At 74.9% G+C, this 22,883-nt stretch carries 22 protein-coding genes; 12 read left to right on the top strand and 10 right to left on the bottom strand.

Annotated features, from left to right (window positions below; translation table 11 throughout):
* Positions 1–32: 32 nt before the first annotated feature.
* Positions 33–692, top strand: a complete 660-nt coding sequence (locus ACIP5K_RS24740; protein WP_401412729.1) for a histidine phosphatase family protein — start codon at positions 33–35, stop codon at positions 690–692.
* Between the two features lie 79 nt (positions 693–771).
* Entirely contained in the window at positions 772–3,351 is a 2,580-nt protein-coding gene (locus ACIP5K_RS24735) for a DUF6185 family protein (RefSeq protein WP_401412727.1), read from the top strand.
* A gap of 22 nt (positions 3,352–3,373) precedes the next feature.
* Here ACIP5K_RS24735 and ACIP5K_RS24730 read toward each other — a convergent pair whose 3' ends face one another.
* Positions 3,374–4,435 carry a chitinase gene (locus tag ACIP5K_RS24730; protein WP_401412725.1) on the bottom strand — a complete coding sequence of 354 codons (1,062 nt, stop codon included), beginning with the start codon at positions 4,433–4,435 and terminating at the stop codon, positions 3,374–3,376.
* Positions 4,436–4,725: 290 nt separating this feature from the next.
* Between ACIP5K_RS24730 and ACIP5K_RS24725 the strand changes: the two genes are divergently transcribed.
* From ACIP5K_RS24725 to ACIP5K_RS24715, 3 genes are all read left to right on the top strand, one after another.
* The gene (locus ACIP5K_RS24725; RefSeq protein WP_401412723.1) at positions 4,726–6,177 is read left to right on the top strand and encodes a uracil-xanthine permease family protein; all 1,452 of its coding nucleotides are present in this window, start codon (positions 4,726–4,728) and stop codon (positions 6,175–6,177) included.
* Positions 6,174–7,490, top strand: a complete 1,317-nt coding sequence (locus ACIP5K_RS24720; protein WP_401412721.1) for an amidohydrolase family protein — start codon at positions 6,174–6,176, stop codon at positions 7,488–7,490. The genes ACIP5K_RS24725 and ACIP5K_RS24720 overlap by 4 nt, the downstream gene beginning before the upstream one ends.
* Before the next feature lie 208 nt (positions 7,491–7,698).
* Positions 7,699–8,745 (top strand): isopenicillin N synthase family dioxygenase, encoded by a 1,047-nt coding sequence (locus ACIP5K_RS24715; RefSeq protein WP_401412719.1) that lies wholly within the window; start codon positions 7,699–7,701, stop codon positions 8,743–8,745.
* Between the two features lie 61 nt (positions 8,746–8,806).
* Here ACIP5K_RS24715 and ACIP5K_RS24710 read toward each other — a convergent pair whose 3' ends face one another.
* Complete coding sequence (locus ACIP5K_RS24710) at positions 8,807–9,643, bottom strand: phosphotransferase (RefSeq protein ID WP_401412717.1); 837 nt, start codon at positions 9,641–9,643, stop codon at positions 8,807–8,809.
* A 132-nt stretch (positions 9,644–9,775) separates the two neighbouring features.
* Here ACIP5K_RS24710 and ACIP5K_RS24705 point away from each other — a divergent pair, with 132 nt between their 5' ends.
* A complete protein-coding gene (locus tag ACIP5K_RS24705) occupies positions 9,776–10,285 on the top strand; it encodes a DinB family protein (RefSeq protein ID WP_401412714.1) in 510 nt (169 codons plus the stop codon).
* 64 nt (positions 10,286–10,349) lie between these two features.
* Here the strand turns inward: ACIP5K_RS24705 and ACIP5K_RS24700 are convergent, their stop codons facing one another.
* Genes ACIP5K_RS24700 through ACIP5K_RS24685 form a run of 4 tightly spaced genes read right to left on the bottom strand, consistent with a single transcriptional unit; the run spans position 10,350 to position 15,208 of the window.
* Positions 10,350–11,462 carry an XdhC family protein gene (locus ACIP5K_RS24700; protein WP_401412712.1) on the bottom strand — a complete coding sequence of 371 codons (1,113 nt, stop codon included), beginning with the start codon at positions 11,460–11,462 and terminating at the stop codon, positions 10,350–10,352.
* Positions 11,455–13,608, bottom strand: a complete 2,154-nt coding sequence (locus ACIP5K_RS24695; RefSeq protein ID WP_401412710.1) for a xanthine dehydrogenase family protein molybdopterin-binding subunit — start codon at positions 13,606–13,608, stop codon at positions 11,455–11,457. Before ACIP5K_RS24695 ends, ACIP5K_RS24700 begins: the two co-directional genes overlap by 8 nt.
* On the bottom strand, positions 13,605–14,633 hold the full coding sequence (locus ACIP5K_RS24690) for an FAD binding domain-containing protein (protein WP_401412708.1): 1,029 nt from the start codon (positions 14,631–14,633) through the stop codon (positions 13,605–13,607). Before ACIP5K_RS24690 ends, ACIP5K_RS24695 begins: the two co-directional genes overlap by 4 nt.
* Complete coding sequence (locus tag ACIP5K_RS24685; protein WP_401412706.1) at positions 14,630–15,208, bottom strand: (2Fe-2S)-binding protein; 579 nt, start codon at positions 15,206–15,208, stop codon at positions 14,630–14,632. The genes ACIP5K_RS24690 and ACIP5K_RS24685 overlap by 4 nt, the downstream gene beginning before the upstream one ends.
* A gap of 229 nt (positions 15,209–15,437) precedes the next feature.
* On the opposite strand from ACIP5K_RS24685, the gene ACIP5K_RS24680 reads away from it, so the two are divergent.
* Positions 15,438–16,013, top strand: coding sequence for a TetR/AcrR family transcriptional regulator (locus ACIP5K_RS24680; protein ID WP_401412704.1), 576 nt, complete (start codon positions 15,438–15,440; stop codon positions 16,011–16,013).
* Positions 16,014–16,085: 72 nt separating this feature from the next.
* Here ACIP5K_RS24680 and ACIP5K_RS24675 read toward each other — a convergent pair whose 3' ends face one another.
* Positions 16,086–16,916 (bottom strand): LysR substrate-binding domain-containing protein, encoded by an 831-nt coding sequence (locus tag ACIP5K_RS24675; protein ID WP_401412702.1) that lies wholly within the window; start codon positions 16,914–16,916, stop codon positions 16,086–16,088.
* Between the two features lie 58 nt (positions 16,917–16,974).
* Here ACIP5K_RS24675 and ACIP5K_RS24670 point away from each other — a divergent pair, with 58 nt between their 5' ends.
* Positions 16,975–17,373, top strand: a complete 399-nt coding sequence (locus ACIP5K_RS24670; RefSeq protein ID WP_401412700.1) for a DUF5997 family protein — start codon at positions 16,975–16,977, stop codon at positions 17,371–17,373.
* Here the strand turns inward: ACIP5K_RS24670 and ACIP5K_RS24665 are convergent.
* Both ACIP5K_RS24665 and ACIP5K_RS24660 read right to left on the bottom strand, forming a co-directional pair.
* Entirely contained in the window at positions 17,364–18,602 is a 1,239-nt protein-coding gene (locus ACIP5K_RS24665) for an MFS transporter (RefSeq protein ID WP_401412698.1), read from the bottom strand. The two genes, ACIP5K_RS24670 and ACIP5K_RS24665, sit on opposite strands and share 10 nt — an antisense overlap.
* The gene (locus ACIP5K_RS24660; protein WP_401412696.1) at positions 18,599–19,174 is read right to left on the bottom strand and encodes a helix-turn-helix domain-containing protein; all 576 of its coding nucleotides are present in this window, start codon (positions 19,172–19,174) and stop codon (positions 18,599–18,601) included. Before ACIP5K_RS24660 ends, ACIP5K_RS24665 begins: the two co-directional genes overlap by 4 nt.
* On the opposite strand from ACIP5K_RS24660, the gene ACIP5K_RS24655 reads away from it, so the two are divergent.
* Positions 19,173–19,694 (top strand): GNAT family N-acetyltransferase, encoded by a 522-nt coding sequence (locus ACIP5K_RS24655; protein ID WP_401412694.1) that lies wholly within the window; start codon positions 19,173–19,175, stop codon positions 19,692–19,694. The two genes, ACIP5K_RS24660 and ACIP5K_RS24655, sit on opposite strands and share 2 nt — an antisense overlap.
* Positions 19,695–19,704: 10 nt before the next feature.
* On the opposite strand, the gene ACIP5K_RS24650 is transcribed toward ACIP5K_RS24655, so the two are convergent.
* Positions 19,705–20,025, bottom strand: coding sequence for an ANTAR domain-containing protein (locus ACIP5K_RS24650; protein WP_401412692.1), 321 nt, complete (start codon positions 20,023–20,025; stop codon positions 19,705–19,707).
* 269 nt (positions 20,026–20,294) lie between these two features.
* Between ACIP5K_RS24650 and ACIP5K_RS24645 the strand changes: the two genes are divergently transcribed.
* From ACIP5K_RS24645 to ACIP5K_RS24635, 3 genes are all read left to right on the top strand, one after another.
* Complete coding sequence (locus ACIP5K_RS24645; protein ID WP_401412690.1) at positions 20,295–20,669, top strand: ANTAR domain-containing protein; 375 nt, start codon at positions 20,295–20,297, stop codon at positions 20,667–20,669.
* A gap of 96 nt (positions 20,670–20,765) precedes the next feature.
* Positions 20,766–21,539, top strand: coding sequence for an NAD(P)H-dependent oxidoreductase (locus ACIP5K_RS24640; protein WP_401412688.1), 774 nt, complete (start codon positions 20,766–20,768; stop codon positions 21,537–21,539).
* Positions 21,540–21,740: 201 nt separating this feature from the next.
* The gene (locus ACIP5K_RS24635) at positions 21,741–22,838 is read left to right on the top strand and encodes a YihY/virulence factor BrkB family protein (RefSeq protein WP_401412686.1); all 1,098 of its coding nucleotides are present in this window, start codon (positions 21,741–21,743) and stop codon (positions 22,836–22,838) included.
* The last annotated feature ends 45 nt before the right edge of the window (positions 22,839–22,883 follow it).

Genomic DNA, 22,883 nt, shown 5'->3' with positions numbered 1-22,883 from the left:
GCACACGCCGAAGACCTGGAGGCCCGCCCCACATGCGTCTGATCCTCATCCGCCACGGCCAGACCCCGTCCAACCTCAAGCACCTCCTGGACACCACGGTGCCCGGCCCCGGACTGACCCCGCTGGGGCAGGAGCAGGCCGCCGCGCTGCCCGAGGCCCTGGCGGGCGAGGAGATCGACGCGCTGTACGTCTCGACGCTGCTGCGCACCCAGCTCACCGCCGCCCCGCTGGCCGCGGCCCGGGGTCTGGAGCCCCTGGTGCGCGAGGGGCTGCGGGAGCTGATCGCCGGTGACCTGGAGATGCGCGGCGACGACGAGGCCGCGCAGCTCTACATGAGCACGGCGTTCGCCTGGTCGGCCGGTGACGTCGAGCGCCGGATGCCGGGCGCCGAGAGCGGCGCGCAGGCCCTGGGCCGCTTCGACGCCGTCGTCGCGGAGGCGGCCGGTTCCGGCGCGGCAGCGGTGGCGATGGTCAGCCACGGCGCCGCCATCCGCACCTGGGTCGCGGCCCGCGCCAGCAATGTCGACGTCGCCCACTCGGCGTCCCACCCGCTCGCCAACACCGGCGTCGTCGTCCTCGACGGCTCCCCCGCGACCGGCTGGCGGTGCCTGCTGTGGGAGGGCAGGCCGCTCGGCCCGGCGTCCGCGGACCCGGACGGCGACGGCCCGACGGGCGAGGCCGTCACCGCCTGACACCCGGCGGGGCGGTCCGTGGAAGATGCGGTCCTGGGCACTCCGCCAAGGCCGCGACCGGTAGTACGATGCCCGCTCCGTGGACGTCACTGGGGGGCGGATGGTCCGGGCGGGGGCACGTGCGCGCGGGTGGTTCTGGTCATCGGTCGTGGCCGCGGCGGTGCTGCTGCTCCTGGGCGCGCCGCCCGCGACCGCCGACGGCGCCGGTCCCTGCGATCCGGCGGCGCTGCGCGGCTCCCCGGTGTCCTCGCGCGTCGAGCTGTTCCAGCACGGGTACGCCGACGCGGTCGTGGTCGTCGAGACGACGGTGAAGGTGCCGCGGTCCTGGCGGCGCGCCTCCGGGCTGCTCTTCTCCCCCCGGTCCGGCCGCTATCGCGAGGCCATGCGCTGCCTCGTCGCGGACGGCGACGGGACCGTGCCGCGCGACAAGGAGGAGCGCGACGGCCTCCCGGTCGTCGTCGCCGGGGCGAAGACCATCACGGTCACGGACACCGTCCGGCTGACGGTCGGCGACGAGTCGGGCCGGCTCACCGGCCCGTGGGACATCACGCTGGACGGCGGCGGGTACCGGCTGCTCCTGAGCCCGCCGCCCGCGCTGCGCTCGGCGACCTGGCGCGTGACGCTCGTACGCGACGGGAACGACCTGCTCGCCGCCCGTCCGACCCCGGACCGGCTGTCCACCGACACGGAGTACATCTGGTCGTCGGTGCGGGCCGACAAGGGGCCGCCGCCCGAGATCCTCCTGTCCGCGCCCTGGCGCGCACGCGCGACGGCGCACTGGGGCGAGTACCCGCAGATGCTGTTCATCCAGGGCGCCCACACCGCGTGTCTGCTGCTGATCCCGCTGGCGTACGGCGTCTGCCGGTTCCTCGCCCGGCGGCGCGGGTTCGTCCCGCCGCACATCGGGGTGCTGTCCGCCGCCGTCACCCTCCAGGCGGTCCTGGGCGTGTTCAACGGGCTCGACTTCGGGCTGGCCTGGGCGCTGAACGACCGGGGTGACTTCCTGTCGGACACGGGGTGGTTCTCGTACCAGTCCTGGCTGGTGATCGGCTGGGCGGCGTTCGGCGGGGCCGTCGCCTGGCTGGGGATCGCCGGGTATCCCGTCCGGCGCCGCCGGCTGCCGGTGGGCGCGCTCGCGGCGGTCCCCGTGGCGGCCGCCCTCGTCCGGGCCGACGCTCCCGGCGAGCGGATGTCGCTGTCCGTCGGCGCCGGTCTCGTCTGGCTGACCTGCTCGGGGGTCCTCGCGCTCGCCCTGCGCGGGTGGCGGGAGCTGCGGGGGCGGCCCGTGCGGCGCGTGCACCTGATCCCCCCGTTCCTCCTGGGGGCGGCGGCCGCCGCGCTGATCACGGGGATGTACGTCAAGCAGACCCTCGACACCCGGCGGCAGCTGAACTGGCTCGTCGAGAACACCGACACGAGCCTGAGCTTCGACGCGCTCAACTTCCCCTCGTACTTCTTCGACACCATCCGGTACATGTGGTGGCTGGTGATCCTCCTCGCGGCGGTCCCGGTGCTGCGCGCGCTGCCCCCGGCCGCCCGGATCGACACCTCGGTGCGGGTGCTCGTCGCCCTCCTGGGCGGCATAGCGCTCCAGGACTGGCCGGACAGCTTCGTGGGCGTGCCGTCGGCGCTGATCCCGCTGCTGACGACGGCGGTCTTCCTCGGCCTCATCCGTGCCAACCGCCGCCGGACGCTGCTCGACTGGCCGCTGACGGTGCCGGGGCCCGCCACCGCGCTCACCGCGCGGACGCTGGCCGAGGTGACCGCCGTCGCCGGCGAGTCGGCGCGGGCCGACCTGCACGCGGTGGCCCTGCGCTATCACGCGCTGGAGCAGGAGGGCCGCAAGATGGACGCCGCCTACCGGGTCACGGCCGACATGCCCGCGTCCACGTACACCCTCAAGCGGGAGAGCCTGGAAGGCGATCTGCGCGATCTGTCGCGGTGGCCGCCGCCCAGTCCCACGGCCCTGTCGCTGACCGCGGGCCAGTCCGGGCAGCCGGCCGCGTCCGGCGGCTGGGCCATGCCCGAGGGGGTCACGCCGGTCGACGTGGCGATGAGCGTCGGCCCGGGCGCCACCCCGTGGCAGAACGGTCTCCAGTCGGCCGCGCTGGCGACCGTGCTCGGGCTGCCCGTGCTCGTCTACCAGCTCTACCTGAACTACGGCGGCTCGTGGTGGGTGAGCCAGCTCCAGGGCTGGTTCGGCCCGTTGTGGCTCGTGTACAACGTGCTGTTCTGTGTGCTGCCCTGGACGGCCGGCGGGTTCCTGCTGGGCTTCTTCTGGCGGGAACTGCCGGGCAGGCGCGGGCCGGTCAAGGTGCTGCCCCTGGTGGCGGCGTACACCTCGGCGATGCTGGTCGACCAGTTCCTGTGCCACGCCTTCGACCAGCCGGAGCCGGCCTACCGCTGGGGCATGACCGGCCTGCTGACCATCACCCTGACGGTCACCGGCATCCTGATGGACGGGCGGACGCTGCGCCGCCAGCGCCCGTCCTGGGCGACGTTCTGGAGCCCGCTGTTCTCCGTCTACCGGCTGGGGGCGGCCCAGACCGGCATGGCGTTCGTGGTGGCGCAGACCGCGGCGATCGTGGGCCTGTGGATCCAGGTGCGCACCGGCATCGAGCCGCCGGCCTCCGCCCCGTCCCCGCAGGTGGAGAAGTAGCGGGACCCGCACCGCGTACGGGCTAGAGGAGCCCCTTCACGTTGTTCCCGAAGGTCCACCCCTTCGACCCGTCCCAGTTGATCGACCAGGTCATCAGGCCCTTCAGCGCGCCGCCGTACGTGTTCCACGCCTGCGTGACCTGACTGGGCGTCATATAGCCGCCACCGGCGCCCGCCTGGGCGGGAAGGCCCGGCACCTGCTTGTCGTAGGGGACCTTGATGGTCGTGCCCTGGATGACGAGCCCCTTGTTCAGGCAGGTCGTCTGGGCGGTGAAGCCCGCGACCGTGCCCGCGGCGTACGAGTCGCCGGAGCAGCCGTACATGGACCCGTTGTAGTACTGCATGTTGAGCCACCACAGGCGGCCGTTGTCCGCGTACTTCTTGATGACGGGGAGGTACGCGCCCCAGATGGAGCCGTAGGTGACGCTGCCGCCGGTGACGTAGGCGGTCTCGGGGGCCATGGTCAGGCCGAACCCGGCGGGCATCCGCGCCAGCACGCCGTCGATGATCCGGATGAGGTTCGACTGGGACGTGGACAGCTGGGAGATGGAGCCGCTGCCGGTGAGGCCGGTCTCGATGTCGATGTCGATGCCGTCGAAGTTGTACCGCTTCAGGATCGGCACGATCGTGTCGACGAACCGGTCGGCGACCGCCGTGGAGTTGAGGTCGATGCCGGCCGTCGCGCCGCCGATCGACATGAGGATCGTCCGGCCCGCCGCCTTGGCCTGGCACATCTCGGCGGGCGTCGCGACCTTCACGCCGGTGTCCATGCCGTTCTCCCACAGGGCCGTGCCGTCGGAGCGGATCACGGGGAAGGCGGCGTTGATGACGTTGTAGCCGTGCTGGCCGATCGCGGGGTCGGTGATGGGCGTCCAGCCGAAGGGCGGGTGGACGCCGTTGGCGGCGCCGTCCCAGTTCTCCCAGTAGCCCTGGAGGACCTTCCCGGACGGCCTCGGCTTCGTCGCGCAGGTGTCGGCGGCGGGCGCGGCCGGCGCGGCGACGAGGAGGGTGGTGACGGTCGCCGCCGCGGTGAGGGCGGCGGCGAGCAGGCGGGGGGTGCGGGGACGGCGGGGACGGAAGGGCATGGGGGCTCCCGTGGGATCGCTGAACGCCGGACAGGGGCGGGGATGTCTGGATGTCGCGAGCACGACGCACGCTAAAGAGGTCCAGACCTTTCGTCAATGGGTCTGGACCAATCGGCATCGGGTGCGCGGCGCACGGTCGGCGGCGGTTTCCTCGCGGCAACGCACCGGAAACACCCGCTGCCTACCGTCACCCGCACACCGGTCATGGCTGCAACGGCCGGTGTGCGCCGGGCCGTTCCCCGCACCGGACGCGAACCAGCCGTCTTCCACCGAGTTCTCAGGGAGGAACGATGGCTGTCCCCACGCGCGCCGCCACACCGTCCGGCGCCCCTGCCCATCCCGGCGCCCCTGCCCATCCCGACGCCGGTGCCGGTGCCGGTGCCGGTGCCGGTGCCGAAATCGCTGCCGACGGCACCCACGCCGACGCGTCCGCACCGGGACCGCACCCCGTGGACGTGCGGCCGCCGCTGCGGCGGCTGGTCCCGCTGAGCCTCCAGCACCTGCTGGTCGCGTACGCGGGCATGGCCACGATGCCGCTGCTCGTCGGCACCGCGCTGCACCTGCCCGAGGACCGGATCCGGCTCCTCATCGCCGCGAACCTCCTGGTGAGCGGGCTCGCCACGCTGCTCCAGTCGCTGGGCCTCAAGGGGTTCGCCGGGGCGCGGCTGCCCCTGGTCATGGGCTCCACGTTCACCGCCATCACCCCGGCGGTGCTCATCGGGCGGGAGCACGGGCTCGCCGCCGTGTTCGGGGCGACGCTCGTGTCGGGTCTGGTGACGCTGGCGGTCGCGCCCTGGTTCGGACGCTGCCTGCATCTGTTCCCGCCCCTGGTGACGGGGACGGTCATCGCCGTCATCGGGTTCTCGCTGGTGCCGTCCGCGGCCGGTCTGGTGAGCGGCGGCGAGGGCGGCGGGAAGGGGCTCGCGCTGGCCGCCGCGACCGTCGTCCTGGTCGTGCTCGTCGAGCGGCTCGCGCCGCCCGCCGTCGCCCGGTTCTCGGTGCTGGTCGCGATGGCCGCCGGCACCGCGCTGGCCGTGCCGCTGGGCCTGTTCGACGGTTCCGGGGTGACCGGGGCGGCCGCCGTCACGGTCCCCGAGCCGGCCGCGTTCGGGGCGCCCACCTTCGTGGTCCCGGCCATCGCCGCGATGCTCGTGGTGCAGCTGGTCAACATGGTCGAGTCGGTCGGCGACACCCTCGCCGTCGGACAGATCGTGGGCCGCGGCGACGACGCGCCGACCGTGGTGCGGGCGCTGCGCGCGGACGGCGCGGCCACGATGGTCTCGGGCGCGCTCGCCTCCTTCCCGATCGTGACGTTCGGGCAGTCGGTGGGCCTGGTGAGCGTGACACGGGTGCGCAGCAGGCACGTCGTGGCCCTGTCCGGGGCGCTGATGGTCGTCCTCGCGTTCGTGCCGGTGCTCGGCGCGGCCGTCGCCGCCGTGCCCGGCGCGGTGCTGGGCGGGGTGTCGCTCGTCATGTTCGGCACGGTCGGCGCGGTCGGACTGCGGATCGTGTCCCGGGCCGACCTCACCGACTCCCGGAACCTGCTGACCGTGGCGCTCGCGTTCGGACTCGGCATGATCCCGGTCGGCGCCCCGGACTTCTACGCGCCGCTGCCGACGTACGCGCGCACGGTCCTGGACAGCGGCATCGCCGTCACCGGCATCGTGGCCTTCCTCCTCAACCTGCTGTTCCACCACATCCCCGGCCGCCCGCGCCGCCCCCGGAAGGACTCCGCGCGATGAACCCCGACACGATCACCGACGTCACCGTCCTCAGCGGCGGCGCCTGGCACGCCGGAACGGACGTCCACCTCGTCGACGGCCGCGTCCACGCCCTCGTACCGACAGGAGCGCTGCCGCACGGGGAGCGCGTGCTGGACGGGTCAGGGGCGCATCTGACCCCGGGGCTCGTCAACACGCACACGCACCTCTTCCAGGCCGGGCTGCGCGGCATCGGCGAGGGCCTGCCGCTGCTGTCGTGGCTGAGCGCCGTCGGCGAGGAGGCGGTGCGGCTGACGCCGGAGCGGGCGTACTGGACGGCTGCCGCCGCCGCGGCCGAGGCGCTGCGCAGCGGGACGACCACGCTCGTCGAGCACATGTGGCCGCACCCCTCCCCCGAGGTGCACGACGCCGTGCTGCGGGCGCTGCGCGACAGCGGGGTGCGGGCCGTGCTGTGCCGCGGGGTCGCCGACCGGGCGGACGGCAGCCGCACGTGGGGGTTCGACCCGCGTCTGATGCAGCCGCTGAAGGAGGCGCTGGCGCACACCGACGAGCTGATCGGGGCCGCGCGCGGCAGCCGGGTGGCGGTCGGGGTGGCCGTGCCCAATCCGCGCTGTCTGACGCCGGAGGGCATGGCGGCGGTGCGCGGCTTCGCCGAGGAGCGTGACCTGCCGGTCTCCCTGCACCTGTTGGAGACGACGACGGACGACACGATGTGCCGGGAGCACGCGGGGACGGGCGCCGTCGAGTACCTGGAGCGGGCCGGGTTCCTGTGGGAGCGGCTGCTGGCCGTGCACTGCGTGGAGCTGGACGCGGCGGGCCGGACCGCGCTGGCCCGGCACGGCGTCGGCGTCTCGTACAACCCGCTCTCCAACATGCGGCTCGGATCCGGCATCGCCCCGGTGCCGGAGATGCTGGCGGCGGGGCTGTCGGTCGGGCTCGGGGTGGACGGGGCGGCGAGCAACGACACCCAGGACATGCTGGAGGCGCTGCGCATCGGCGCGTATCTGCAACGGGCCGCGCACCGCAAGGCCGACCTGCTGGGGTTCCCCGAGATGTTCGCCCTGGCCGCGAACGGCGCCAACCGGGTCCTCGGCCTGGAGGAGCGGCCCGACGGGGTGCGGGCCGGCATGCAGGCGGACCTGGTGCTGCACCGCTTCGACCGCGACTACGCCTGCCTCCCCGTCCGCGACCCCGGGTCCACCCTGCTGACCTGCGCGGGGACCAGGACCGTCGCGGCCGTGCTGGTCGGCGGCGAGGTGCTGGTCGAGGACGGGGAGCACGCGCGGCTGCCCGCACGGGAGTTGGCCCGCGGGCTCACCTTCACGGCCCCGTAACCGCACGGTCCCCGGACGAAACACGGGCCCGGCAGAGTGGGGGCATCGCGTACGGCCCCGGGGCACCGGGGACCGTGCCAGCCCACGGCGCCGGGCCCGGACGGGGTCCGTCGTGACCGTGCCCGCGGACCTCTGTGCGTCCGCGGTGGGGATCGCAGGGGCGGTGACTGCATCCCGTGGGACCTCACTCCTCAGGAGCCACGGCGCGATGAACGACACCACGACACACGACATCACGACACACAGCACCACGACACACCGCACCACGACGCACGACACCACCTACCGGCTGGCCGAGTTGGCCAGGGAGTCCCGGATGGGCGGCGCCGGGACGGAGACCTCCGACCGCGAGATCCGCCGGATCGACCTCACCGACTTCGACGCCCGCCGGGCCGCGATCACCGAGGAGCTGTGGGCGGCCGCGACCGACATCGGCTTCTTCCAGCTGGTGAACCACGGCATCGAACAGCCCCTCGTGGACGGGGCGTTCGCCGACGCGGCGGCGTTCTTCGCCCTGCCCGACGCCGTCAAGGCGCGGCACGGGCTGAAGAAGGGGCTCAACTCCGGCTGGGAGTCGATGACCCAGGTCAGGCCGTCGGTGGGCACACCGGACCAGAAGGAGTCGTACCAGGTGACCCGGCCGCACATGGCCGGCCTGTGGCCGGACGACGCGCTCCCCGGGTTCCGCTCCCGCACCCTCGCCTTCGAGGCGCGGTGCCGGGACCTCGCGATGCGCGTCCTTGGCTGCTTCGCGGACCGGCTGGGGCTGCCCGAGGGATTCTTCGCGCGGGCCCACGACCCGGCGAGCGCGCAGTACCAGTCGGCGCTGCGGATGCTGCACTACTTCGCCGTCCCCGAGGACGCCGAGATCCCCGCCGACGTGTGGCGGGCGGGCGCGCACACGGACTTCGACTGCCTGACGCTGCTGTTCCAGCGCGACGGGCAGGGCGGGCTCCAGGTGTGCCCCGGCAAAGAGGCCGAGGCCCAGGAGTGGACGCCGGTGGAGCCGGCCGACGCCGTGATCACCTGCAACATCGGGGACATGCTGATGCGGTGGAGCGACGACCGGCTGCCGTCCAACTTCCACCGGGTGCGGTCGCCGGGGCCCGGCGAGGACCGGTCGGCGCGGTACAGCATCGCGTTCTTCGCGCAGGCCGACCGGGACGCGGTGATCGAGGGGCCCGAGCGGCGCTACCCGCCGATCACGGCCGCCGATTACATCCAGCAGCGCATCGCCGCCAACTTCGCCCGTTAGAAGGGGCGTTGCCTCCCGTCCCGTTCCGTCCCAGTCGGCCGGGACGGGACGGGACGCGCGGTCACCGGCGGGTCTCCTCGGCCCGGATCCGGGCGAGCCACTCCGTGCCCAGCCCGCGCCCGTCCGGCAGGTGGTCGTCCCGGTCCCAGCGCCAGGTCGTGGCGATCGCGAGGACCAGGACGCGGCAGTCGCGCAACAGGCCGAGATCGGCGTCCGGGCAGTGCGCGGCGGCGGTGTCGGGGGCGTGGGCGAGGTCGAACTCGACGGGCCCCCGGCACACCGTCTCCAGGTCGATGAAGAGCGGCCCGTGCCGGGCGGCGAGGAGGTTGCCGGGGTGCGGCTCGCCGTGCAGCAGCTGCTCGGCGGCGCCGCGCCCGGTGACCGCCCGGCACCGGGCGTCCAGGGTGTCGCCGAGCAGCCTCCGGTCCGCGGCGGCGAGCGCGGGGGTGCGGGCGGGGTCCGCCACGAGGCGCCGGGCGTGCGCGACCCGCTCGGTGACGTGCGGCGCGGGGACGTCGCCGAGCCGGCGCATCCCCGCGTGCAGCCGTCGCAGCGCGTCCGCGTAGTCGGCGGGCGGCACCCGCGCGGCGGGCGCGGACGCGTGGTGGGTCCACAGGGTCACCGCGAAGCCGTCCCGCTCGTGGACGGCCGGGGGCACCCGGGGGTCGGGGGCCGCCACCGGGGCGCCGGCCCGCACCAGCCGCCGGGCCAGGTCGATCTCGGACCCGGCGCCCGGATCCGCCGCCGGAGCCACCCGTGCCACGACGTCGGCGGGCAGCAGCCGCAGGGTGAGCCGGTTGGAGTTCTGGAGCACGACCGCGTCGTCGGCCCGCAGGCCGAGCCCCGAGGCGACCGCCCGCGCCGCGCGCCGCGCCCGCGCCGCCTCCGCCACCAGCATCGCCGTCGCCCCCCTGGGTCGTGAGCCGGGATCACGCGCAAGGTACCAGCCCGCCACCGGCCCGCCACCGGCGCGCACCCGGGGCCGCGACCCCCGCGCCGCCGTGTCCGGCCCACCCGGTACGGTCGCCGGATGACCACCGACACCCGGGTAGGCCCGCCGCACCTCGGCACGGAGCGCGAGACCCTGCGCGCCTTCCTCGACTACCACCGCGCGACGCTCGCCATGAAGTGCGAGGGCCTGACCGACGACGAACTGCGGCAGCGGTCGATGCCGCCGTCCACCCTGTCGCTGCTCGGCCTGGTGCGGCACATGGCCGAGGTGGAACGCGCCTGGTTCCGCCGGGTGTTCGAGGACGGGGACGCGCCGATGGTCTGGTCGCGGGAGGTCGACTTCCAGGCGGCGTACGACGCGAGCGCGTCGACCCGCGCCGAGGCGTTCGGCGCGTGGCGGGCCGAGGTGGAGACGTCGCGGCGGATCGAGCGGGACGCGCCGTCCCTGGACCTGACCGGGCATCAGCCGCGCTGGGGCGAGGACGTGTCGCTGCGCATGGTGATGGTGCACGTGCTGCTGGAGTACGGCCGGCACAACGGGCACGCCGACTTCCTGCGCGAGGGCGTCGACGGCACCGTGGGCGCCTGACCGGCCCGCCCGCCGAAGGGGAAGCGGGCCGGGGCGCCGCGCAGCGCCCCGGCCCGCAAGGCGCTCACCCCGCGTGGATGGACCCCCGCCCCGCGACCAGCGGGGCCCCGCTGCCGCCGCGCCGCACCGCCACGATCTCCGCGCCGATGGACAGTGCCGTCTCCTCCGGCGTGCGGCCGCCGAGGTCGAGGCCGATCGGTGAGCGCAGCCGGGACAGCTCGCGCGCGCTCACGCCCGCCTCGCGCAGCCGCTGCGCGCGGTCCTCGTGCGTGCGCCGGGAGCCCATCGCGCCCACGTAGGCGGCGGGCAGCCGCAGCGCCACCTCCAGGAGCGGCACGTCGAACTTGGCGTCGTGCGTGAGGACGCACAGCACGGTCCGCTCGTCGGTCGGCGTGGCCCGCAGATAGCGGTCGGGCCACTCCACGACGACCTCGTCGGCCTCCGGGAAGCGGGCCGGTGTGGCGAACACCGGCCGCGCGTCGCACAGGGTCACGTGGAACCCGAGCAGCTTGCCCACGCGCACCAGCGCCCCGGCGAAGTCCACCGCGCCGAACACGATCATCCGCGCGGGCGGCACGCTCGACTCGACGAACAGCGTGACGTCGGCGCCGCAGCGCGCCGAACTCTCCGGGACCGCGCAGACGGCCGTGCGCCCGAGGTCCAGCAGGGCCCGGGCCTGCGCGGCGAGTCCGGCGTCGTCGGCGGAGCCGAGCCCGCCCTGCGCCGAGCCGTCGGGCCGCACCAGCAGCAGCCCGCCGCCGTCGACCAGCGGCGCGGGCCCGTCCAGGACCCGGGCCAGGGCCACCGCCTCGCCGCGCGCCGCGAGCGCGAGGGCGGCCTCCACCGTCGTGCGGGACGCGGAGCCGGCGCGTACGGGAACCACGTGCACCTCGACGACACCGCCGCAGGACAGGCCGACGGCGAACGCGTCGTCGTCGCTGTACCCGAAGCTCTCGCGGACCGGCGTGCCGTCCGCGAGGGCCTGCTCGCACAGTTCGTAGACGGCGCCCTCGACGCAGCCCCCGGAGACCGAGCCGATGACCTCGCCCGCGGTGTCGACGGCGAGGGCCGCGCCCGGCGGACGGGGTGCGCTGCCGCTCACCGAGACGACGGTGGCGACGGCGAACTCCCGTCCCTGGGCGACCCATTCGGTCAGTTCGGCGGCCAGGTCAAGCATGCGGCCCTTCCTCGTGCGCGGCCCCGCCGGCCGCCCTGCGGGCCTCGCCGGCCAGGATCCGGTCGGGGCGCAGCGGCAGATCGCGGTGGCGGACGCCGGTGGCGTGCCACACCGCGTTGGCGATCGCGGCGGCGGTGCCGACGATGCCGATCTCGCCGATGCCCTTGATGCCGACGGGGTCGGTCGGGTCCGGGTCCGGGACCCAGTCGGCCTCGATGGCGGGGATGTCGGCGTTGGCCGAGAAGTGGTAGCCCGCGAAGTCGGCGCCGACGTGCCCGCCGGACACCGCGTCGCGGACCGCCTCCTCGTGCAGCGCCATGGAGATGCCCCAGGTCATGCCGCCGGTCAACTGGCTGCGCGCGGTCAGCGGGTTGATGATCCGGCCCGCCGCGAAGACGCCGAGGAGCCGGCGCACCCGCACCTCGCCGGTGGCGATGTCGACGGCGACCTCGGCGAACTGCGCGCCGAACGAGTGCCGTTCCTTCTGCGCCAGTTCGGCGACGAGCCCCGCGGTGTCCGTGCGGACCGTGACGCCGCCCTCCGGGATCTCCCCCGGGGCGAGCGGCAGGGTCTCGCGCAGCTCGCGGGCGGCGGCCATGACGGCCCAGCCCCAGGAGCGGGTGCCCATCGAGCCGCCGGAGACCCAGGCGGGCCCGAAGTCGCTGTCGGCGATGCGGACGTGGACGCGGTCGTGCGGCACGTCCAGCTCGTCGGCGGCGATCGACGACAGGGCCGTGCGCGCGCCGGTGCCGACGTCGGACGCGGTGATCCGGACGGTGAAGGTGCCGTCCTGTTCGGCGGTCACCGACGCCGTGGACGGGGCGACCCCGGACGGGAACGTCGACGCGGACACGCCCGTGCCGATCAGCAGCCCGCCCTCGCGGCGCACCCGGGGCCGCGGGTCGCGCTGCGCCCAGCCGAAGCGGCGGGCGCCCTCGTCGAAGCAGGCCAGCAGGTTGCGGCTGCTGAACGGCAGGCCCGAGACGGGACCCACCGAGGGTTCGTTGCGCCGGCGCAGCGCGAGCGGGTCCATGTCGAGCCGCTCGGCGAGTTCGTCGAGCGCGCACTCCACGGCGAAGGAGCCGGGGACCTCGCCGGGCGCCCGCATGAACGTCGGCGTCGGCACGTCCACGGGCACGACCCGGTGCACGGTGTGGTGGGCGTCGGCCGCGTACATCGCGCGGGCGTACCCGGCGCTCGACTCGATGAACTCCTTCACCGTCGAGGTCATGCTGGTCGCCTCGTGGGCCAGCGCGCGCAGCCGCCCGTCGGGCGCGGCGCCGAGCCGCACGCGCTGCGCGGTGGGGCTGCGGTAGCCGGTGGCCGCGAAGACCTGACGGCGCGTCATGGACACCCGGACCGGGCGCTGGAGCTGAGTGGCGGCCATCACGGCGGCGACGTGGTGGGCGCGTACGCCCTTGGAGCCGAAGGCGCCGCCGACGTGCTCGGAGCGGACGCGGACGGCCGACAGGTCGAGCGAGAACAGCTTGGCGAGTTCGTCGGCGACCCACATGCTGCCCTGGTTGGAGTCGACGACCTCCAGTCGGCCGTCCTCCCAGCGGGCGGTGCAGGCGTGCGGTTCCATGGCGCTGTGGTGCTGTTCGGGGGTGGTGTAGGTGGCGTCGAGGACGACGGCGGACGCGGCGAGTTCGACCTCCAGGTCGCCCTTGGTCTCCGTCTGGGCCTCGGGTGTGTAGGCCGCCGGGTGGTCGGCGCGGAAGACGCTGTCGTGCGGCTCGGTGTCGTAGGAGACGGTGAGCGCCTCGGCGGCCTCCCTGGCCTGCTCGGACGTCTCGGCGACGACGAGCGCGACGGGCCAGCCCGCGTGCGGCACCCGGTCGTCCTGGAAGACGCCGAGGATCGGGTCGGGGGCGCCGAGCTGGCCGACGTAGTCGACCGACACCCGCGGCGCGTTCCGGTGGCTCAGGACGGCGAGGACGCCGGGCATGGCCCGGACCTCCTCGTCGCCGATCCCGCGGATCCGGCCGCGCGCCACGGTCGACAGCACCAGCCAGCCGTGGGCGAGCTCGGTGAAGGGCAGCTCGCTCGCGTACCGGGCAGTGCCGGTGACCTTCTCCAGGCCCTCGATCCGGGTGCGCGCGGCTCCGACCGAGCGCTGCCCGGTGGTCGTCGCTGTGGTGGTCATCGGCCGGCCTCCTGGTCGGAATCGGCGCGCGCGCCGGGGTCGGTGGGATCGGCGAGTTCGGTGAGGACCGCCACGACGAGGTTGCGCATCAGGGGGAGCTTGTACGCGTTCTGCTCCAGCGGGTCCGCCGCGGCGAGTTCGGCGTCGGCCGCCGCGGCGAACGCCTCGCCGGTCGCGGGTCCGCCGCGCAGCGCCCGCTCGGCGGCGCGGGCGCGCCACGGCCGGGAGGCGACGGCGCCGAACGCCAGCCGCACGTCGTGCACCACGCCGTCCCGCACGTCGAGGGCGGCGGCGACCGAGCCGATGGCGAAGGCGTACGAGGCCCGTTCGCGGACCTTGCGGTAGCGGGAGCGGGCGGCGACGGGCGCGGGCGGCAGGACGACCCCCGTGATGAGCGCCCCGGCCGGCAGGGCGGTCTCCAGGTGCGGCGTGTCCCCGACGGCGAGGTAGAAGTCGGCGAGCGCCAGCTCGCCGGTGCCCTCCGCGGTCTCGTACGTGACGACCGCGTCGAAGGCGGCGAGCGCGACGCCCATGTCCGAGGGGTGGACGGCCACGCAGTGCTCGCTGGCGCCGAGGACGGCGGCGTTGCGGTGCTCGCCCCCGACGGCGGGGCAGCCGCTGCCCGGCACCCGCTTGTTGCACGGCTTGCTGACGTCGGTGAAGTAGCCGCAGCGGGTGCGCTGGAGGAGATTGCCGCCGACGGTCGCCATGTTCCGCAGCTGTCCGGAGGCGCCGGCCAGGACGGCCTGGCTGAGCGCGGGGTAGCGGCGGCGCACCTCGGGGTGGGCGGCGAGGTCGCTGTTGGTGACCGTGGCGCCGATCCGCAGGCCGCCGTCGGGGGTGGACTCGATCCGGTTCAGCGGCAGTTCCCGTACGTCGACCAGGCGGGCGGGGCGTTCGATCCCGGCCTTCATCAGGTCGACGAGGTTGGTGCCGCCGCCGAGGAAGCGCGCCTCGGGGTCGGCGCCGAGCACCGCCACGGCGCCGGACACGTCGAGCACCCGCTCGTAGCCGAACTCCCTCATGCCAGCTGCTCCTTCGCCTCGGTGACCGGCTGCGCCGCCGTGGTCCGCGCGGCCTGCTCGACGGCGCGCACGATCGAGCCGTAGGCGCCGCAGCGGCACAGGTTGCCGCTCATCCGTTCCCGGATCTCCTCGGGGGTCAGGGGTGGCGGTCCGGCCTCGGGCCGTACGTCGCCGGTGGCCGCGCTGGGCCAGCCCGCCGCGTGCTCGTCGAGGACGGCGAGCGCCGAGCAGATCTGGCCGGGGGTGCAGTAGCCGCACTGGTAGCCGTCGAGTTCGAGGAACGCCTGCTGCACCGGGTGCAGCCGGTCGCCCTCGGCGACGCCCTCGATGGTGGTGATCTCGCGTCCTTCGGCGGCGACGGCGAGCTGGAGACAGGAGACCGCGCGGCGCCCGTCCACGAGGACCGTGCAGGCGCCGCACTGTCCCTGGTCGCAGCCCTTCTTGGTGCCGGTGAGATCGAGCCGCTCGCGCAGGGCGTCGAGCAGGGTGGTGCGGTGGTCGACGGGCAGGGTGTGCTTCCCCCCGTTGACGTGCAGGGTGATCGTGCTGGACGCGGAGTTGTCGGCCGGAGCCATGAACAGCCTTCTTTCGCAGGTGCGTTGCTCTGGTGCGAGGAGAATCGGCGCTGTACGCAGGAGGGGGCGGCGGTGGACGTACGTCTGGGTGGGACGCCTCGGTGTGGGGGCGCGTCGCAGGGACTATGGTGAGCCTAAGTGGACACATGTCCGGTCTACGGTCATCGACCGTAGTGGACAACTGTCCGCCCAGCAAGGACGTTTCCGCGCCACTACCCGAGGAGGACGCGTGCACCCGGACAGGCGGGCACCGCTGCGCTCGGACGCCCAGCGCAACCGCGAGCGCATCCTGGAGGTGGCCCTCGCCGAACTGACCCGGGCGGCCGACGCGCCGCTCAGCGCGATCGCGAAGCGGGCCGGGGTCGGGCAGGGGACGTTCTACCGCAACTTCCCCAGCCGCGAGGCGCTGGTCCTCGAGGTGTACCGGTACGAGGTGCGCCAGGTCGCCGACACCGCGGCCCAGCTGCTGTCGGCCCGGCCGCCCGCGGTGGCGCTGCGCGAGTGGATGGACCGGCTCGCCCAGTACGCGATGGCGAAGGCGGGGCTCGCGGACGCGCTGCGGGAGGCGACGACCGCCCCCGGGGCGTTCAAGAGCATCGCGCACGGCCGGCTGACGGACGCGGTCACGCTGCTGCTCGCCGCGAACGAGGAGGCGGGCACGATCCGGCCCGGGGTGAGCGCCGACGACTTCATGCTGGCGATCGCGGGCCTGTGGCAGATCGACCCGCACGGCGACTGGCAGGCGCGCGCGGGCCGGCTGCTCGATCTGGTGATGGACGGGCTGCGGGCCGGGGCCCGCAACTGACCCCGGGCACCCCGGGCAGACCCGTGCCCGGGCCGCCCGGGCCGCCGGTGGCTGCTTCGACGCCTGCGAGGCCTACGAGCGCTTGCGCGGCTTGCCCCGCTTGCCGCCCTGCGCCTTTCCGCCCTGCGCCTTCCCGCCCTGCGCCTTCCCGCCCTGGGGCCTGGCGCCCTGCCGACGCCCGCCGCCCGCCGTCTTCTGCTGCGGGCGGCCCGCGCCGCCCTTGCCGGGGGTGGCGGGCTTCTTCTTGGCGGGGCGCTCGTCGGCTTCCTTGGCGCGGCCCCGGGAGCTGTTCACGGTGCGCCCGCGCACGATGCCGATGAGGTCCTCGACCTCGTCGGTGGTCCGCTCCTGCGGCCAGGCGAGCGCGACGTCGGAGCCCGGCGCGTCCGTGACCGTGCGGTAGGTGAGGTCGCGGCGGTGGTGCAGCCGCGCCAGGGACTGCGGCACGACGACCAGGCCGACGCCCGCGGCGACCAGCTCGACGGCGTCGGCGGTGGTGGCGGGCCGCTCGAAGGCGGGCCGCCCCGGCGGCCGCTCCGCCCAGTCCAGGACGTCGTCGAGCGGATGCTGCACGATCTCGTCCGCCAGATCGGCGAGGGTGACCTCCTCGACGGCGGTCACGGCGTGGTCCTTGGGGACGATCACGACGGTCGTCTCCGTGTACAGGGGGATGGCGCTGAAGAACGTACGGTCCACGGGCAGCCGCACCAGACCCGCGTCGGCGGCACCGTCGCGCAGCACGTCGGACACCTCGGCGGCGGACACGGGCACCAGCTCCAGCGGGACGCCGGGCAGCCGCTCGCGCCAGATCCGCACCCACTTGGCGGGGGTCGCCCCGGGGACGTACGCGAGCCTGAACCCGGGGGACGCGGGCTGTGCGGGGGTTTCTTCCGTGCCTGTCACGCCGCCAGGCTACCCGCCGTGGTCGGGCCCCACCGCCGGGCTCGATACCCTTGACCTCATGAGTTCGCACCAGACCGCCCAGACCATGAAGCCCGCCACGGCGGCGAAGAAGCTGGGTGTGTACCTCGATGCCACGCCCGCCGAGTTCCGGGACGGCGTCGTCTCGCGCGCCGAACTGGCCGCGCTGCTGACCGACCCGCCGCAGTGGCTCGTCGCGCTGCGCGCCGACGGCCCGCACCCGCGCCCGGTCGTCGCGCAGAAGCTGGGCGTCTCCATCGCGGGTCTGGCCCGCGGCGGTGTCACCGAGGCCCTCACCACCGAGCAGATCGAGGCCCTCAGGGCCGAGAACCCCGAGTGGCTCCAGCAGGAGCGCGCCACCCAGGCCGACGTCCGCAAGGAGAACGTCCGCATCAAGAAGAAGCACGCCGAGGACGCGGCCCGCCGCGCTCAGGACTGACCCGCGCCCGTCGTCCCCCTGGGCCGGGCGGCACCCGCTCCAGGGGCGCGGGCCACGGCGCGGGACGGCCCGCGGGCCGGTTCCCGCTGCACGGCGGCGAGCACACCGGCCAGCACCAGCGCCCCCAGCACCACCCCCGACGCCCGGCCCCACCCGCCCTGGGCGATCAGGGGCGCGGCGACGGCGGAGCCCGCCGCGCCGGCGCAGAAGTACAGCAGCAGATAGACCCCGCTGAGGCTCCCGCCGCGCTGCGGGTCGATCCCGAGGATCCGGGTCTGGTTGGCGGCCTGCGCCGTGAAGCAGCCCGCGTCGAGCAGCGCGAGCCCGGCCCCGGTGAGCGGCGGCCGGCCGAGCCCCGCGCACAGCAGCCCCGCACCGGCCGCGGCCACGCCCATGCTCACGCAGATCACCGCGCGCGGCGAGTACCGGTCCCCGAGCCGCCCGGCCACCGGCAGCGCGGCGAACCCCAGCGCGCCGGCGAGGCTGTACAGCCCGATGGCGGCCGCGTCGAGCCCGTACGGGGGCTGCGCGAGCCGGATCGTGAGCGCCACCCAGACCAGGCTGAAGGCGAAGTACCACAGGCAGCCCTGGACGACGGCCCGGCGCAGGGTGCGCCGGCCGCGCAGCAGTGCGGGCAGGGCGGCGAGCGTCGCCAGGTACCCGGCCGCCGGTGCGGGCCGCTCGCGCGGCAGCCGCCACCACGCGCCGGCCGCGCAGAGCAGCACCGGCGCGGTGAGGACGAGCAGCATCCCGCGCCAGCCGACCAGCGCGGTGAGCGCTCCGCCGACGAGGCGGCTGAGCAGGATCCCGGCGGACATCCCGGCGGCGACGAGCCCCACGGCCGCGCCGCGGCGCCGCGCGGGCACGCCGCGCCCCGCGATCGTCGACGCCGCGGCGCTGACGCTCGCTCCCGCGCCCACGACGACGTAGGCGACGAGCAGGGTCGCCAGGCCGTGCGCGCTCGCGGCGAGCAGCAGCCCGGCGGTGAGGAGCAGGAGCTGTCCGGCGACGAGCCGGCGCGGCGCCGCCCGGTCGGCGAGCGGCAGCAGGAGGGCGAAGCCCGCGATGCAGCCGGTGAGGGCGGCCGTGGTGACGAGGCCGATGGCGGCCGTCGGGGTGCCGGTGGCGCGGGCGACGTCGCCGAGGGCGGGCTGGACGGCGTAGTTGTTGGCGATCGCGACGCCCGCGGTGCAGCCGAGCAGCGCGACCCCGGCGCGGGACAGGCTCACGGCGCGTCGCCCCGGACCAGCACGACCGCGTAGCGGCACTCGCTCCGCGTGGTGTTGGCGAAGACGCAGGGGGCCGGTGCGCCCAGCTCGACGGTGTCGCCCGCGGCCAGTTCGTGCACGGTCGCGCCCTCGTGGAAGGTGAGCCGTCCGTCGAGGACCCAGATGATCTGCCGGTGGAAGGCGAACGCGGCCGCGGGGTACGGCACCCGGGCCCCGGCGGGCAGCCGCACCTCGGCCACCTCGGCGGGGAAGCCGGGGCCCGAGATCTGCCGTCGCGCGTACCCCGTCTCGGGGTCGTGCCAGTGCGGTGCGGCGGCGGCGCGGCGCACGCGCTCGGCCTCCGCGGCGCCGTCCGGGTCGAGGAGGGTGGCCACGCTCAGCCGGAACGCGGCGGAGAGCTTGCCGAGCACCACGGCGGTCGGGTTGCTCTCGCCGCGCTCGATGCGGTGGATCATGGCGCGGGAGACGCCCGAGGCGTCGGCCAGCTCCGCGAGGGTCCAGTCGCGCCGGTCGCGCTCCGCGCGGATGCGGGCGCCGATCCGCTCCACCAGGGGATCTATCATATTGGACATGGATCCACGATATGAGACGCGGCCGGGGTCCGTGAAGGTCCGTGCCGCGCACGCCACCGATCTGGACGCCGTCCTCGGCATCCGCAACCACGCCATCGAGCACGGCACGGCCCTGTGGACGGACACGCCCCAGACCCGCGAGGAGGGCGCCGCCTGGCTCGGCGCGCATCTGGCGCGCGGGTCGGCGTACGTGGCCGACAGCGCGGGGGAGGTCGTCGGGTTCGGGGTCTACGGCCCCTGGAAGGACTATTCGGGGTTCCGGCACACGGTGGAGAACTCGGTGTACGTCGCCGAGGGGCGGCACGGGGGCGGGATCGGCTCCGGGCTGCTCGGCGCGCTGGTCGCGTCGGCGCGGGCCGCGGGGCTGCACGTCATGATCGCCGGGATCGAGGCGGAGAACACCGCGTCGGTCCGGCTGCACGAGCGGCACGGCTTCACGCACGCGGGGACGGTGCGCGAGGTCGGCCGGAAGTTCGGCCGGTGGCTCGATCTGACGCTGATGCGGCGGCAGTTGGACTGAGCCGCGCCGGTCAGCCGGCCGGCTCCCGGCCCGCGCCGGGGTCGCGCGCCCGCAGCAGCGCCGTGTCGAGGGCCTGCCGGGTGTCGTCGGGCAGCTCTCCCCCGCACGTCCAGGCGATCACCTGGCCGGCGATCTCGCGCAGTTTGGTGTTCGTGTGCTGCGAGACCTCCTTGAGGACGTCCCAGCCCTGGTCGGGGGTGAGCCCGCCGAGCGAGATGACCACACCGATCGCGTGGTCGACCACGCTGTGGGAGACGATGGCCTGTTGCAGCTGACGCATCTCGTCCTGCAACCCGGCGATCTTCGGACAACGGTCGTCCTGACGCGTCACCGTGCGGTCCGCCTCCGTTCCTGATCCCGTCCCGCGCCGTGGGTCCAAGGGCGCTGTGCCGTCGTGCCGTTCACGGCACGAACACAACTCTGCTGAGTCGATGCCCTGCGCACGGCACGGCAAACGAAAGGGCGCAGGTCGGGGCTGTCCGGAAAACGAAGCGTGCCGCGCACCCGTGCGGGAGTTCCGTGGCGACGCGGCGGCCCGCCGTCCTATTCTTCCTGCTGGAACGGAGCACGCCGACTGCCCTGCTCCCCGGAGGTAGCGCTGTGCAACCCGACGCCCACGACGCCGAGTCCCCGTCCGCCGACGGCACCGACGTGCCGGAGCCGCTCGTCGCGCGGATGGAGGCCGAGGTCGAACAGCTCCGTCACTCGGTCTCCTCGCACGCCGGGATCGACCAGGCCGTCGGCGTGCTGCTCACGATGGGGCGGATGACGCCCGACGAGGCCCTGGACACCCTGCGCGAGGTCTCCTCCCGCACCGGCACCCCCGTGGACCGGCTGGCGGAACTCCTCGTCGACTATCCGCGCTCCGGCTCGCTGCCCGCGGCCGTCCGCCGGGAACTCGAACGGCAGGTGGTCCGGCCCCGGGCCGACGGGGAGCACCGGGACGGCGACGGACAGGGGCGGGACCGGCCGTGACCGGGCGCGGGCGGCGCGCCGCCTGGCCGGATCCGTCCGGTTCCTGGCCACGCCGTCACTGACGCGGGGCCGGGGCGGGCCCGCACGATCGGAGGCATGAACGTGCTCTGGATCTTCGCCCATCCCGAACCCCGCTCCCTCAACGGCTCCCTGATGACCGACGCGCTGCGCACCCTCGACGGGCTCGGACACTCCTACGAGGTCTCCGATCTGTACGCCATGAAGTGGAAGGCGGTGCTCGACGCCGACGACGTCGGCGGGCCGCCGGACGACGGGGGACGGCTGTTCGTCGGGGCCGCGCAGGAACGCGCGTACGCCAGGGGCGCGTTGAGCGCCGACATCCGCGGTGAGATCGAGAAGCTGGAGCGGGCCGACATGGTGGTCCTGCACTTCCCGCTGTGGTGGTTCGGGCCGCCGGCCATCCTCAAGGGCTGGTTCGACCGGGTCCTGGTGCAGGGGCTGGGGTTCGGGGTGAAGGGGCCGGACGGGCGCACCCGGCGCTACGGCGACGGCGGCCTCGCCGGGAAGCGGGCGCTGGTGGTCACCTCGGTGGGCGCCCGCCCGTCCGGCTTCGGGCCGCGCGGGATCCACGGGCCCGCGGAGGAGGTGCTGTTCCCGCTGCTGCACGGCACGTTCTGGTACACGGGGATGGCGCCGCTCGCGCCGTTCGTGGCGTACGGCGCCGACCGGTACGACGCGGCGGACCACGCCCGCACGTCGGCGGCGCTGGGCGAGCGGCTGCGCGCGCTGCCCGACGAGGAACCGCTCGCCTATCACGCCGAGTCGGGCGGCGCGTACGACGAGGAGCTGGTGCTGCGGCCGGACCTGGCACCGGGCCGGACCGGTCTGGGCGTCCACCGGCGGCCCTGACGGCGGCGGCGCGGGCGCGGCGGTGAACCGGGGCCGTGCGCAGGGGCGTTGGGCCCCGCTCCCCCGCGACGCGCCGGGCCGCGCCCCGGTCCGCGACACCGGCGCCCCCGCCCACGGCTCGCGGCCCGGCCGACGCGTGGGCGGCGCCGTCGCGGGCACCCGGAGGGCGGACCGGCAGCCAGCAGCTCTTCAGGAGGCGCCATGACCCGTGAGCGGAACAGCGACGAGGCGTGGGAGGACCGGTCGGAGGCCCAGGAACCCCAGGGGTCTCGGGAACCCCGGGAGGACCGGGAACCCGAGGAGCCCGAGGAGCCCCGGGCGTCCCGGGAGCCGGACGACCCGACGGACCTGCCCGCCCGTTCGTGGTGGGTCGTGGTGCGCCGCACGGCCAAGGAGTTCCTGGACGACGACCTCCCCGACAAGGCGGCGGCCCTCACCTACTACGGGGTGCTGTCGGTGTTCCCGGCGCTGCTGGTGCTGATCTCCGGGCTCGGTGTCATCGGCGAGACGGCGACGAAGAGCGTGCTCGGCAACCTGCGCCATCTCGCGCCGGGCCCGGTGCGCGACCTGCTGGGCAACGCCGTGGTGGAGCTCCAGGGCGCGGGCGGCACGAGCGGCATCGTCGCGGTGGTGAGCCTGGTGGCGGCGGTGTGGTCGGCGTCCGGTTACGTCGGGGCGTTCATCCGCACCGCCAACGCCGTGTACGACCTGCCCGAGGGCCGCCCGGTGTGGAAGGTGACGCCGCTGCGGCTGGCCCTGACGATCGCGCTGATGGTGCTGCTGTCCCTCAGCGCGACGATCGTCGTGTTCACGGGGCCGCTCGCGCGGCGGGCCGGCGAGGCGATCGGCGCCGGGGGCGCTGCGGTCACCACCTGGAACATCGCGAAGTGGCCGGTCCTGCTGATCCTGGTGATGCTGATGGTGGCGCTGCTGTTCTGGCGCGCGCCCAACGTCCGGGGCCCCGGCTTCCGCTGGCTGAGCCCGGGCAGCGTCGTCGCGGTGCTGCTGTGGCTGCTGGCGTCGGGCGCGTTCGCCCTGTACGTGGCCGGGTTCAGCTCGTACAACAAGACGTACGGCGCCCTGGCGGGCGTCATCATCTTCCTGGTCTGGCTGTGGCTGTCGAACCTGGCGATCCTGCTCGGCCTGGAGTTCGACGCGGAGCTGGCGCGGCAGCGCGCGATCTCCGGCGGGCTGCCGGAGGGCCAGGAGCCGTACGTGGAGCCGCGCGACACCCGCAAGTGGCCGCCGAAGATGCGCCGTCGGGTCCGGCTCCAGGAAGGGTCGCACAAGGCCGGCTAGCGCGGGGCACGGGGAGCGGTCTTGTCAGCCGGCTGACAGGGCCGC

This window comes from Streptomyces sp. NPDC088785, assembly GCF_044750685.1.
Lineage (GTDB): Bacteria > Actinomycetota > Actinomycetes > Streptomycetales > Streptomycetaceae > Streptomyces.
Note: the sequence above shows the minus strand (reverse complement) of the source record. Positions and strands in the feature narration are given on the sequence as shown.

Excerpts from the sequence above, each read along its gene's own strand:
- ACIP5K_RS24740 (WP_401412729.1), top strand. The coding sequence starts at position 33 with ATGCGTCTGATCCTCATCCGCCACGGCCAGACCCCGTCCAACCTCAAG.
- ACIP5K_RS24730 (WP_401412725.1), bottom strand. The coding sequence starts at position 4,435 with ATGCCCTTCCGTCCCCGCCGTCCCCGCACCCCCCGCCTGCTCGCCGCC.
- ACIP5K_RS24725 (WP_401412723.1), top strand. The coding sequence starts at position 4,726 with ATGGCTGTCCCCACGCGCGCCGCCACACCGTCCGGCGCCCCTGCCCAT.
- ACIP5K_RS24720 (WP_401412721.1), top strand. The coding sequence starts at position 6,174 with ATGAACCCCGACACGATCACCGACGTCACCGTCCTCAGCGGCGGCGCC.
- ACIP5K_RS24715 (WP_401412719.1), top strand. The coding sequence starts at position 7,699 with ATGAACGACACCACGACACACGACATCACGACACACAGCACCACGACA.
- ACIP5K_RS24710 (WP_401412717.1), bottom strand. The coding sequence starts at position 9,643 with ATGCTGGTGGCGGAGGCGGCGCGGGCGCGGCGCGCGGCGCGGGCGGTC.
- ACIP5K_RS24705 (WP_401412714.1), top strand. The coding sequence starts at position 9,776 with ATGACCACCGACACCCGGGTAGGCCCGCCGCACCTCGGCACGGAGCGC.
- ACIP5K_RS24700 (WP_401412712.1), bottom strand. The coding sequence starts at position 11,462 with ATGCTTGACCTGGCCGCCGAACTGACCGAATGGGTCGCCCAGGGACGG.
- ACIP5K_RS24695 (WP_401412710.1), bottom strand. The coding sequence starts at position 13,608 with ATGACCACCACAGCGACGACCACCGGGCAGCGCTCGGTCGGAGCCGCG.
- ACIP5K_RS24690 (WP_401412708.1), bottom strand. The coding sequence starts at position 14,633 with ATGAGGGAGTTCGGCTACGAGCGGGTGCTCGACGTGTCCGGCGCCGTG.
- ACIP5K_RS24685 (WP_401412706.1), bottom strand. The coding sequence starts at position 15,208 with ATGGCTCCGGCCGACAACTCCGCGTCCAGCACGATCACCCTGCACGTC.
- ACIP5K_RS24670 (WP_401412700.1), top strand. The coding sequence starts at position 16,975 with ATGAGTTCGCACCAGACCGCCCAGACCATGAAGCCCGCCACGGCGGCG.
- ACIP5K_RS24655 (WP_401412694.1), top strand. The coding sequence starts at position 19,173 with ATGGATCCACGATATGAGACGCGGCCGGGGTCCGTGAAGGTCCGTGCC.
- ACIP5K_RS24660 (WP_401412696.1), bottom strand. The coding sequence starts at position 19,174 with ATGTCCAATATGATAGATCCCCTGGTGGAGCGGATCGGCGCCCGCATC.
- ACIP5K_RS24640 (WP_401412688.1), top strand. The coding sequence starts at position 20,766 with ATGAACGTGCTCTGGATCTTCGCCCATCCCGAACCCCGCTCCCTCAAC.
- ACIP5K_RS24635 (WP_401412686.1), top strand. The coding sequence starts at position 21,741 with ATGACCCGTGAGCGGAACAGCGACGAGGCGTGGGAGGACCGGTCGGAG.